Origin of the sequence: Salinirussus salinus (genome assembly GCF_009831455.1) — an archaeon.
Taxonomy (GTDB): domain Archaea; phylum Halobacteriota; class Halobacteria; order Halobacteriales; family Haloarculaceae; genus Salinirussus; species Salinirussus salinus.
This window is the reverse complement of sequence record NZ_WOWO01000003.1, coordinates 258,424-268,938: the sequence shown is the minus strand read 5'-3', so window position 1 is coordinate 268,938 and position 10,515 is coordinate 258,424. Positions and strand designations below refer to the sequence as shown.

At 69.8% G+C, this 10,515-nt stretch carries 14 protein-coding genes; 8 read left to right on the top strand and 6 right to left on the bottom strand.

Going from position 1 to position 10,515, the window contains the following annotated elements; translation table 11 throughout:
* Positions 1-177: 177 nt before the first annotated feature.
* Positions 178-495, bottom strand: a complete 318-nt coding sequence (locus GN153_RS11280; RefSeq protein WP_159902786.1) for a hypothetical protein — start codon at positions 493-495, stop codon at positions 178-180.
* Between the two features lie 93 nt (positions 496-588).
* Between GN153_RS11280 and GN153_RS11275 the strand changes: the two genes are divergently transcribed.
* Both GN153_RS11275 and GN153_RS11270 read left to right on the top strand, forming a co-directional pair.
* Entirely contained in the window at positions 589-933 is a 345-nt protein-coding gene (locus GN153_RS11275) for a hypothetical protein (RefSeq protein ID WP_159902784.1), read from the top strand.
* A 50-nt stretch (positions 934-983) separates the two neighbouring features.
* Positions 984-2,597: a bifunctional N(6)-L-threonylcarbamoyladenine synthase/serine/threonine protein kinase gene (locus GN153_RS11270; RefSeq protein WP_159902782.1), complete on the top strand. Its 1,614-nt coding sequence runs from the start codon at positions 984-986 to the stop codon at positions 2,595-2,597.
* A gap of 34 nt (positions 2,598-2,631) precedes the next feature.
* Here the strand turns inward: GN153_RS11270 and GN153_RS11265 are convergent, their stop codons facing one another.
* Entirely contained in the window at positions 2,632-3,405 is a 774-nt protein-coding gene (locus GN153_RS11265) for an SDR family NAD(P)-dependent oxidoreductase (RefSeq protein ID WP_159902780.1), read from the bottom strand.
* A 108-nt stretch (positions 3,406-3,513) separates the two neighbouring features.
* Here GN153_RS11265 and GN153_RS17825 point away from each other — a divergent pair, with 108 nt between their 5' ends.
* The 3 genes from GN153_RS17825 to GN153_RS11255 all read left to right on the top strand — a co-directional run bounded on the left by GN153_RS17825 (position 3,514) and on the right by GN153_RS11255 (position 5,353).
* Positions 3,514-3,639, top strand: a complete 126-nt coding sequence (locus GN153_RS17825; protein ID WP_268893128.1) for a hypothetical protein — start codon at positions 3,514-3,516, stop codon at positions 3,637-3,639.
* 460 nt (positions 3,640-4,099) lie between these two features.
* A complete protein-coding gene (locus tag GN153_RS11260; protein ID WP_159902778.1) occupies positions 4,100-4,378 on the top strand; it encodes a DUF5808 domain-containing protein in 279 nt (92 codons plus the stop codon).
* A gap of 297 nt (positions 4,379-4,675) precedes the next feature.
* Positions 4,676-5,353: a non-canonical purine NTP pyrophosphatase gene (locus GN153_RS11255; protein ID WP_159902776.1), complete on the top strand. Its 678-nt coding sequence runs from the start codon at positions 4,676-4,678 to the stop codon at positions 5,351-5,353.
* Positions 5,354-5,371: 18 nt separating this feature from the next.
* Here the strand turns inward: GN153_RS11255 and GN153_RS11250 are convergent, their stop codons facing one another.
* Positions 5,372-5,791 carry a DUF4260 domain-containing protein gene (locus GN153_RS11250; RefSeq protein ID WP_159902774.1) on the bottom strand — a complete coding sequence of 140 codons (420 nt, stop codon included), beginning with the start codon at positions 5,789-5,791 and terminating at the stop codon, positions 5,372-5,374.
* A gap of 113 nt (positions 5,792-5,904) precedes the next feature.
* On the opposite strand from GN153_RS11250, the gene GN153_RS11245 reads away from it, so the two are divergent.
* Positions 5,905-6,813, top strand: coding sequence for a haloalkane dehalogenase (locus GN153_RS11245; RefSeq protein WP_159902772.1), 909 nt, complete (start codon positions 5,905-5,907; stop codon positions 6,811-6,813).
* A 28-nt stretch (positions 6,814-6,841) separates the two neighbouring features.
* On the opposite strand, the gene GN153_RS11240 is transcribed toward GN153_RS11245, so the two are convergent.
* Both GN153_RS11240 and GN153_RS17820 read right to left on the bottom strand, forming a co-directional pair.
* A complete protein-coding gene (locus GN153_RS11240; RefSeq protein WP_159902770.1) occupies positions 6,842-7,312 on the bottom strand; it encodes a DUF7384 family protein in 471 nt (156 codons plus the stop codon).
* Positions 7,299-7,421 (bottom strand): hypothetical protein, encoded by a 123-nt coding sequence (locus tag GN153_RS17820; RefSeq protein ID WP_268893127.1) that lies wholly within the window; start codon positions 7,419-7,421, stop codon positions 7,299-7,301. Before GN153_RS17820 ends, GN153_RS11240 begins: the two co-directional genes overlap by 14 nt.
* A gap of 362 nt (positions 7,422-7,783) precedes the next feature.
* Here GN153_RS17820 and GN153_RS11235 point away from each other — a divergent pair, with 362 nt between their 5' ends.
* A complete protein-coding gene (locus tag GN153_RS11235; RefSeq protein WP_201287880.1) occupies positions 7,784-8,746 on the top strand; it encodes a ribonucleoside-diphosphate reductase in 963 nt (320 codons plus the stop codon).
* Between the two features lie 30 nt (positions 8,747-8,776).
* Here GN153_RS11235 and GN153_RS11230 read toward each other — a convergent pair whose 3' ends face one another.
* Positions 8,777-9,430 carry a potassium channel family protein gene (locus tag GN153_RS11230; protein WP_159902768.1) on the bottom strand — a complete coding sequence of 218 codons (654 nt, stop codon included), beginning with the start codon at positions 9,428-9,430 and terminating at the stop codon, positions 8,777-8,779.
* Positions 9,431-9,517: 87 nt separating this feature from the next.
* On the opposite strand from GN153_RS11230, the gene rnz reads away from it, so the two are divergent.
* Complete coding sequence (gene rnz, locus GN153_RS11225) at positions 9,518-10,483, top strand: ribonuclease Z (protein WP_159902766.1); 966 nt, start codon at positions 9,518-9,520, stop codon at positions 10,481-10,483.
* Positions 10,484-10,515: the final 32 nt, after the last annotated feature.

The window sequence follows — 10,515 nt, the reverse complement described above, 5'->3', positions numbered from 1 at the left end:
CGGGTGGGACTGAAAGGGGCCGGACGCTCGCCAAGTGAGACGACGCAAGCACCGCAAGGAGCGAAGCGACTGAGGAGCGCAGCGAGTCGCAGCCGGCGAGCGTCCGGGGGCTTTCTTGCTGGTCAGAGCTCTTCCCTCGGAATCCTAGCTAAGAAATACGCAGTGACGGGAGTGACGTCAGGCCCAGTCGTGGTCGTCCCAGCCCTCGTAGTGTTTCAGGCGGCTCCTGACCTGGTAGGGCTCCCAGCCACAGTCGCGGTACAGCACGTCGGCCAGCTCACCGAAGCGGCTGTTGTCGAGTTCGATCCCGCGGTTGCCGCGGTTCGTGACGTAGGAAGCCCCCCGCAATTCGTCGAAGACCTCCCGTGCCGTGGGGTAGTCGTTCCCCTCGATGGCGGCGATAGCGAGCAGGTTCTCCTCGTCGATGGGTGTCCCCCACCTGTGTTTGGCCACCATCGCCGCGAGAAGGGCGCATTTCACCGACGGCTTCCGCATGCGGCGCCGTTCAGTCGCCGCCCTGATAAAAATACGTCACCGACAGAGTGCACTAGTGAAAACGCTGATTAACACCCCTGTCGTATCCTGTGTATGAGCGAGTCGACGCCGACGGACGCCGCCGGCAAGCGGGACACCAAGGTGGCCCGCCTAGAGCACCCCAGCGGCCTGCTGTACCTGCTGCAACACGAGAGCGTGCCAATACTGCTGGATGGACTGCTCGACCTGCCACCGGGCCGAGAGTTCAACAAGACCGAACTCGCCGACCACGTGGGCGTGACCCGCCAGACCGTCGGGAGCTACACCGACCTGCTGCTGGAAGTCGAGGTCATCGAGGAGGTACCGAACACCTCCCCCCAGCGCTACCGTCTCGCCGAGAGCGCCGTCGTCGACGAGCTGTTCGCGCTGAACAGCGCGCTGAACGCCGCCGGGGAGTGACAGAGGGCCGGACCGTCAGCGTCTTTTCGGTCGGTAGCCCACGGGAAGCCATGCGCGTGCTGGGCATCGAGGGGACCGCCTGGGCCGCCAGCGCCGCCGTCTACGACAGCGACAGCGACGCGGTCGACATCGAGACCGAGGCCTACGAGCCCGACAGCGGCGGCATCCACCCCCGCGAGGCCAGCGAGCACATGGCCGAGCACCTCCCCAAGGTCATCGAGGAGGTGTTGGCCCGAAATCGCGTCGACCACGACGGCACCCCGACAAACCCGGCATCCATCGACGCCGTTGCCTTCTCCCGGGGTCCGGGGCTGGGCCCCTGCCTGCGCGTCGCGGGCACCGCGGCGCGGGCGCTCGCCCAGCGTCTGGACGTTCCGCTGGTGGGCGTCAACCACATGGTCGCCCATCTGGAGATCGGCCGCCACCGCTCCGGGTTCGAGGCGCCGGTCTGTCTGAACGCCTCCGGCGCCAATGCTCACGTCCTGGCCTACCGCAACGGCCGCTACCGGGTGCTCGGGGAGACGATGGACACCGGCGTCGGCAACGCCATCGACAAGTTCACGCGGCACCTGGGCTGGTCCCACCCCGGCGGCCCGAAGGTCGAGGCCCGCGCGAAGGAGGGGGAGTATCTCGAACTCCCCTACGTCGTCAAGGGGATGGACTTCTCGTTTTCCGGGATCGCCTCCGCCGCACAGGATGCCGTCGACGACGGGACGTCCGTCGCGGACGTCTGCCGTGGCCTCCAGGAGACCGTCTTCGCGATGCTGACCGAGGTGGCCGAGCGCGCGCTCGCGCTCACCGGGCGGACGGAACTGGTCCTCGGGGGTGGGGTCGGCCAGAACGCCCGCCTCCGGGAGATGCTCGCCTCGATGTGCGAGGACCGCGGGGCCGACTTCCACGCCCCCGAACCGCGCTTCCTGCGGGACAACGCCGGAATGATCGCAGTACTCGGCGCGAAGATGGCGCGGGCGGGCGACACGCTCGCCATCGAGGAGTCGCGGGTCGACAGCGACTTCCGGCCCGACGAGGTGCCGGTCACCTGGCGGGACCCCGACCCGCCGAGCAGGCCCGCTGGAGACCTCGTCCAGGGCGCCGAGGCGACCGTTTCCTTCGAAGGCGACAAAGTCGTCAAGACCCGAACCCCGCGCTCGTACCGGCATCCGGAACTCGACAAGCGGTTGCGGCGCCACCGGACCCGGCTGGAGGCCAGGCTGACCAGCGACGCGCGGCGGGCGGGCGTGCCGACGCCGCTGGTCCTCGACGTCGACCTCGCGGAGACCCGGCTGACTCTCCAGCGGGTCGGCGATGCCGACCTGCGGGACGCCCTCTCCGAGGAGCGGGTCCGGACCGTCGCCGAACACCTCGCGCGGCTGCACGGCGCGGGGCTGGTCCACGGCGACCCCACCACCCGGAACGTCCGGGTCGGCGATGAGGGCGGCGGGGACGACAGCCGCACGTTCCTGATCGACTTCGGGCTGGGGTACAACAGCGGCCACCCCGAGGACCACGCGATGGACCTGCACGTCCTCGCACAGAGCCTGGAGGGCACCGCCGCGGAGGCAGAAGAGCTGGTGGCGGCAGCCGTCGACGCTTACCGGGCGGTCGGCGACGAGCAGGTGCTGAACCGGCTGCACGACATCGAGGGGCGCGGGCGGTACCAGTGAGCGCCGTCGGATAGCCCCAAGGCGGGACCCTGGCTCAGAAGACGCTCTTGCCGAAGAGGCCGTCGACGGTGACGACCTCGCCGGTGGTGTAGGAGGCCGCGTCGCTGGCGAGGTAGACCGCCGCGCCGGCGACCTCCTCGCGGTCGGCGACGTCGCCCATCGGGCAGCGCTCGCGGATCCGCTCGCGGGCCTCGGTTCCCTCGCCGATGAGGTCCACGTTCTGTGGCGTGACGACGTAGCCCGGAGCGATGGCGTTGACCCGGATGTCAGGAGCCAGTTCCTTCGCGGCCGCGCGGGTGTAGGCGTCGACGCCGCCCTTCGCGGCGGTGTACGTCGAGAGGTTCGGGGGGGCGAGTTGCGGGGCCAACGAGGAGACGTGGACGACGCTGCCGGTCTCTATGACCTCCGCGAAGGCCTGGGTGGCGCGGTAGACGCCGTCGAGCTGGACGTCCAGCACGTCCTGCCACTCCTCCTCGGTGGTCTCCGTAACTGCGGTGCGGGCGATGGCGCTGGCGGAGGTGACGAGGACGTCGACGCCGCCGAAAGCCTCGACGGTCCGGTCGCGGGTGTCCTCTACCGTCTCGCGGTCGGTGACGTCGGTGGTCGTCTCGAGGGTATCGGCCCCGCGGTCGCGGATCCGCTCGGCGGTGTCGGCGACCCGCTCGGGCGTTCGCGAGGTCGCCACCACGTCCGCGCCGTCGCTGGCGTAGGAGAGCGCGATGGCCTCGCCGATGCCGCTGGTGCCGCCGATGACGACCGCCGTCTTCCCCTCGACGGTGACGGGATGGTGGGTGTAACTGTCTCCCATACCCCCGGGTCGACGGGTGGACGCTTCAATCCGGCGGCGGTCGGGGGCTCTCCGGCGAGTGGGGGGATAGACAGCAGGCGCGCGCTGTCGCGGCCCCGTGCCGTTCCCGTGAGCGAAGCGAACGGGAGCGAGCGGGAACTCGTTCCCGCCCACGCGACAGCCGCCGTGCGAGGGATGAGCGAGCGACTGGAGGGAGCGAGTGAATCGGCTGGGGAGGCGTGTGGCCCGATGTGAAAGAACGCACCGGTGGGAACCGCGGCGGTGTTTCGTTTAGCAGAATCGCGGTTCAGTCCAGCAAGAAAGCCCCGGACGTCTGGACTCGGGGGCACCGGCAGACTCACTCCGTTCGTCTGCCGCGCCTCCGCTCGCTGCGCTCGCGGAGACCTCGCTGCGGTCCTCGGCTCACCCCGTTCGCCTGTGGTCCTTGCGTCGTCCGCCGTCGTCCAGACGCCCGCCCCTTTCAGTCCCGCCCAGCTTGGACAGCCGCATCGGGCGGGACTGAAAGGGGCGGCTGGCTCCGCGAACCCCGACGACGCAAGCACGCGAGCGAAGCGAGCGCGCGCAGCGAGGCGCGGGAGCGGAGCCAGTCGGGGCTTTCTTGCTGTTCGCGGCTCTCATTCCCGAACCTTCCGAACGAAACACCCCCGAGCCGCCGTGGGAAACCATCTTAACCGCGGCTGCCGTACCCCGGAGTATGGACGACAAGCCTGCGTCGGGAGAACTGTTCGGCATCCCGTACAACTTCGAGCGCCCGAGCGTCAAGCGGCTGCTCTCCTCGTACTGGCAGCCCGGCGAGGGCATGCTCGTCAAGAAGCCATTCGGCATCGGTTACACCCTCAACCTCGCCAACTGGCGCTCCTGGGTCGTGCTCGGAGTCGCCGGCGCACTCTTTTTCCAGCAACGGCGCGGCGAGGACGACGAGTTCGAGGACGATGACGACGAGGAGGAACCGGTCGAAGTGATCGTGGACTAGTCTACCACCTTTTTCTGCGTCGGGTTTCCTCGCGAGCCTCCGGCTCGCTGCGGAACCACTCCTTGAAAAACGTGGGCGAAAAAGACCTCGGCGCTCACTCCGTTCGCGCCGAGTGAACCGCCTCGCGCCTCCGGCGCTCGGCGGACGCTGGTGGTCGGCCTGCCTTTCCCCGGGTCGCGCGGCCTCGCGTGGCGCTCGGCACGCGCCCCCGGCCCACGCGAAGGTGCTGTAGTCTCGACCGGCAGCGTCTCCAGCCCCAACCGACGCGCCTTTGCGCGGACCGCCCCACCGGCCGGTATGGTCACCTTCGTCACCACCAATCCTGGAAAAGTGCGCGAGGCCCAGGAGTACCTGGACGAACCCGTCGAGCAACTGGACTTCGACTACCTCGAACCCCAGGCCGACGACCTCGCCGCAGTGGCCGCTCACGGCGCCCGGGCGGCCTACCGCCACGCCGGCGAGCCCGTCTTCGTCGACGACTCCGGACTCACCATCGACGCGCTCGGGGGCTTCCCTGGCCCCTACTCCTCCTACGTCGAGGACCGGGTGGGGATCGAGCGCGTCTCGCGGCTGGCCCGCGGCGAGGCCGACCGCTCGGCGGCGTTCCGGTGCGTGGTCGCCTACTGCGACGGCGAGGACTTCGAGGCCACGCCCGAACCCGTCGACCGGGAACGGCGGGGCCAGGACCAGGCCGCCGACGAGCGCGCCAGCGCCACGACCGACGAGCAAGTCATCGAGGGTGCGGAGGGCGACGGAGCCGGGGACAACGAAGTCCCTCCCGTGAAGCTGTTCGAGGGTGTCGTTCCGGGCACCATCGTCGAGCCTCGCGGAGAGGGTGGCTTCGGCTACGACCCCATCTTCGAGCACGCGGGCGAGACGTTCGCGGAGATGGACACCGAACAGAAAAACGCCGTCTCCCACCGCGGCCGGGCGCTGGCGAAGTTCGCGGAGTGGTACGCGAACGCCGACCGGTGAGGCGCCGGCCGGTGAGAGTCAGTCAGCGCCCGCCGGCGCGTCGGCTGTGCCGCCATCCGTCGGGTCTATCGCAGCAGGTGGCCGCATCGCGCCGGGCGAGAGGTGGGTGTGTTTGAAGTCCGTCCGGTATTTCAGCCCGTAGCCGACGAGGCGGTCGGCACCGATGTGCCCGGCCCAGACGAGCGCGACAAGCACCGCCAGGTCCGTACCCGCGTAGAGGCCCGTGGCCCCGAGCGCGAGCGGGAGCACGTACGTGTGCGCGAGGTTGTAGCCGATGCTGCCGACCCGCGGTCCGGCGAGATAGCCGAGCATCGAGAGGTCCGGCGCCAGCGCCAGCACCGCGAGCAGCCAGAGCGGGCCACCCAGCCAGAGGTACGCGCCGACGGCGAGGGCAAACACGGCCAGGCCTTCCAGTCGAAGAAACAGTCGCGGATTCATACCCACTGGAGGCGTGCTGTCGACATAATACTATCTGCTTGATTGACAGGCTCAGTCACAGTGCCGGGATACGGAGCCGAACCTTTTTCCCCCGATCCTGTGCGTACACGACCATGGCACTGCGCTCGACACCCGAATCCGCCTTCGATGAGATTCCGGACTACGACTACGAGCCCCGCTACGTCACCATCGACGCGCCGGGCGACCCGGAGATGGCCTACATCGACACCGACCCCGACGGGGACAGCGAGGAGACGTTCCTCTGCCTGCACGGCGAGCCCACCTGGGGGTTTCTCTACCGGAAGATGGTCCCCACGCTGGCCGAGCGCGGGCGCGTGGTCGTCCCCGACGCAATCGGCTTCGGCCGCTCTGACAAGTACACCGAACGGGAGGAGTACGACTACGACCTCCACTACGACGCCACCGAGCAGTTCATCGAGGAACTCGACCTGGAGGACGTCACCCTCGTCTGCCAGGACTGGGGCGGGATCGTCGGCCTGCCGGTCGCGGTCAACAACGCCGAGCGCTTCGCCCGGCTGGTCCCGATGAACACCGACTGCCCGACCGGAGAGGCGGAGATGGCCGACGCGTGGTACGACTTCCGCGATTTCGTCGAGCGGGCCGACGAGCTCCCCATCGCGATGCTCATCGACAACGCGGCGGCGACCGACCTGAGCGACGAGGTGCTGGCCGCCTACGAGGCGCCCTTCCCCGAGGAGGAGCTGAAGGCCGGCGCCCGCGAGTGGCCCGACATGGTCCCCCGGGCAGACGGCGGGGACGGCGGCGAGATAACGAGTGCCGCCCGCGAGAAGCTGGCCGAGTGGGAGAAACCCGCCTTCGTCCTCTTCGCCGACTCGGACCCGATCACCAGGGGTGGGCGGGACCCGCTCCGGGAGTTGATCCCGACCGCCAGCGAGCAGCCCGACATCTGGGTCGAGGGCGCGATGCACTTCCTCCAGGAGGATGCCGGCGAGGAGATCGCAGAGGAGATCGTCGACTTCGTCGACCGGACGCCGCTGTAGGGCAGCCCCGCCGCAGTGGCGGCGGTGCTCACCCGCGCGGGTCCCGGTCGGGGCCGGGATACTCCCCGCCCTCGACCGCCTCGTACAGCGCCGCGGGGTCGAACAGGGCGACGAAGGCCGCCGGCGTGCGGACGCTGACCTGCACGTGTGGCTTCAGGGAAAGGTTCGCGCCCGCGGAGGTCAGTCCCTCGTCGAAGGAGAGTACGTGTGCCGCGTTACCCTCGTAGGCAGAGGCCAGCGCGGGGTGGTCGCCGGCGGCGTGTTCGACGGGGACGCGCTCGCGCTCGACCCGCTGGCGCCAGTCCGCCGCGAGTTCCGCGTCGGCCAGCGCCGCGACGACGGCCTCGGCGTCGTCGAGCAGCGGGTCGCTGGCCACCAGGTCGACCCAGGAGTGTGACCGGGCGGCGTCGAGGGCCTCGCGGGCCGCCCCGCCGGAGAGGAGGTCGGCTGCGAGCACGTCTGCGTCGGCGACGACGCGTGCGGGGCTAGTCCCGGTCATCGGCGCCCCGGTCGTCAGGCTCGTCCCGGCGGTCGGCGAGCGCGTCGCGGACCCGTCGCTCCGGGACCTCCGGTGCGCGGTCGAACAGCTCCGCCCAGGTCGCGGTCATGGGTCCTGCGAGGGGAGCGACCGTCAAAAATCCGCCGGCGGCAGACGTGCGTCTGACGGGTATTGAAGTACTCGGGCGGAGTCGGATCCGGTGGGCGCGCGGACGGCCTCACACCTTCCCATCCACCCACAGCGCGCCCGGACACCCTGACCCACTCCGTCGTCCGTTCCCGCGGACGACACTCCCGGTTTTCGTATCTTCCACCCCTTCCCTTCGTCCGATTTCCGACGGAAGCGGCCGGTGTGTCGCCCCTCCCGTGTCGAAAACGGCGTTCTCGTAGGCTCATGGTTGAATAAACGAGAAACACGTTTTCCGTGATTCCGGTAGTATAATGTGGTAGAATCACCCACACTAGGGTAGCTATGAACCGATACGCAGACGACAGCCGCGACATGCGGCTCGACCCGGACTCGTTCGCACAGGGCTACTTCAAAAACGCCGTCTACCGTCACTGGGACCCCTACGAGGACATCCCCCAGGAGCTGCTGGAGCAGGACCGCGAGCGCCTCATCGACCGCGACCAGACCGAGGCACAGTTCGACGCGTTCCGCCGGACGGTCGCCCTCTTTGGCGCCGGCGAGGAAGCGGTGACGGAGGACCTGGCGCCGCTGATGATGGCGCTCGACGACATCAACAAGCAGATGTTCATCTCCTCGCAGATCTACGAGGAGGCCAAACACACCCAGTTTTTCGACCGCTACTGGCGTGACGTCATCAACCCCGTCGCGGAGGCCCGTGGCTTCGAGGTGACCCGGCCGACCGACGACCGCTACTTCAACGACGCCTACGTCGAGTTGTTCGACCGGACCGACGAGGCCATGGAGCGGCTGCTGACCGAGGACACGCCGGAGAACCGCGTGAAGGCGTACTGCCACTACCACCTGGCCGTCGAGAGCGTCCTGGCACAGACCGGCTACTACGGCATCCAGGGGTCGTGGTCGCCGAGCGGGCCCGACATGGAGCCGCTGGGCGAGAAGGTCCACCTCGAAGGACTGGTCGAGGGGATCACCCGCATCCGCTCGGACGAGGGGCGTCACGTCGGCTTCGGCATGCAGGAAGTGCAGGGCCACGTCGGCCGCGGCGAGGTCGACGGCAGCGTCGTCCGTGACACCCTCGAAGAGCTCCTCCCGCTGATCGCCGGTATCGTGGACTACGACAGCGACGACGTCGGCGTCGAGAGTCAGACCGACTCCACGCCGCTGCTCGAGTACGCCAGCGAGAAGCTGGAACGTCGCATCGAGATCATCACCGAGTACGACGCCGAGATCCCGCCCGTCGAGGAGCTGGTCCAGATCGAGGGCGGACGGGACGTCTCCGCGGACTGACAGTACCCGCCGCTTTTTCGCCGCGGCACGTCACCCGCGCAGCGCCTCGCGGACCGCGTCGAGCTGGTCGGGGGCGGCCATGACCGCCAGCCGGTCGCCGGGCCGGACCGTCGTCTTCGGCAGGGGGATCCGCATGTCCTCGTCGGCCCGGCCGTGTGCGTACACCCGGACGTCGCCCGGCAGGTCGAGGCCGACGACCCGGCGGCCGACGGCGGGCGACCCCTCCGGGATGGCGACGCTCGCGAGCGAGAGGTGCTCGGTCAGGTCCGCGATGACGTTGAAGTCGCCACCCATGAGCGCGGTCTTGGCGCCGACCGCGCCCAGCCGCTCGGGATAGATGATCTCGTCGACATCGCCGGCGTACTTCTCGTAGAGTTCGTCGCTGAGGTCCTCGCCGACCCGGAGGACGGTCCGGCAGCCGTGGCTCGCGGCGACCAGACACGCCGAGTAGTTGGTGTTGACGTCACCGGTCAGCCCGGCGACGGCGTCGGCATCGTCGAGTCCCGCCTCCGCAAGCACCGCCTCGTCGCCGCCGTCGCCCGTCACCACGGAGAACCCGTCCTCGCGGGCGCGGTCGGCCCGCGCGGCGTCGCGCTCGACGATGACGACCTCGTGGCCCTCCGACCGGAGGGTCCGGGCGGTCCGCCGGCCGACCCGCCCGAACCCGACGATGACGAGTTTCATGTCATGTCATACCACACCGAGCGGCAAAAGGGTACCCCCGGTGCGAAATCCGACACGCCTTTCGCCGTCCCCGCCGGAGGAACGGCCATGCGCGTGACCTTCCTCGGGACCAGCGGGGCCGTCCCCACCACGGCCCGCTCGACCAGCGCCCTGCTCGTCGAGCGGGAGGGCGACCGCCTCCTGTTCGACTGCGGGGAGGGCACCCAGCGCCAGATGATGCGCTTTGCGACGGGCTTTGACCTGGGTCACGTCTTCCTCACCCACCTCCACGGCGACCACGTCCTCGGCCTGCCGGGGCTGGTCCAGACCCTCGACTTCAACGACCGCGAGCGCCCGCTGGCGGTCCACGCCCCCGCCGGGACCCGCAGCCGGGTCGAGCGCCTGCTCGCGCCGACCGGCAACTCCCCCTCCTACCCGGTCCGGGTCCACCAGGTCGAGCCCGGCGACGTTGCGCTCTCTGCGGGGGAGTACGAGGTCCGGACCTTCCGGGTCGACCACCGGACCGACGCCGTCGGCTACGCGCTGGTCGAGGCCGACCGGAAGGGGCGGTTCGACCGGCAGAAAGCCGAGGAGGAACTGGGGATCGAGCCCGGCCCGAAGTACTCGAAACTCCACCGCGGCGAGCCGGTCGAACACGAGGGGCGGACCGTCGAGCCCGAGGAGGTCGTGGGGCCGCCCCGCCCCGGCCGACGGCTGGTCTACACCGGGGACACCCGGCCCGCAGAGGGCACGGTGCGGGCCGCCGAGGACGCCGACTTGCTGGTCCACGACGCCACCTTCGCAGAGGACCGCGCCGACCGGGCCCGCGAGACCGCCCACGCGACCGCCCGCGAGGCCGCCGAGGTGGCCAACCGGGCGGGCGCCAGACGGCTCGCGCTCACTCACGTCTCCTCGCGGTACGCCGGTCGGAGCGACCGGCTGGAGGCCGAAGCCCGGGAGGTCTTCGAGGGCGAGCGCGCCTTTCTCCCCGACGACGGCGTGCAGGCCGAGGTTCCCTACCCCGACGCCGACCGGGCGTTCACCCTGGAGCGGGTCGGCCGGGAGCGGCGCTAACAAAAGCGATTTGCCACCACCCACCCGACAGG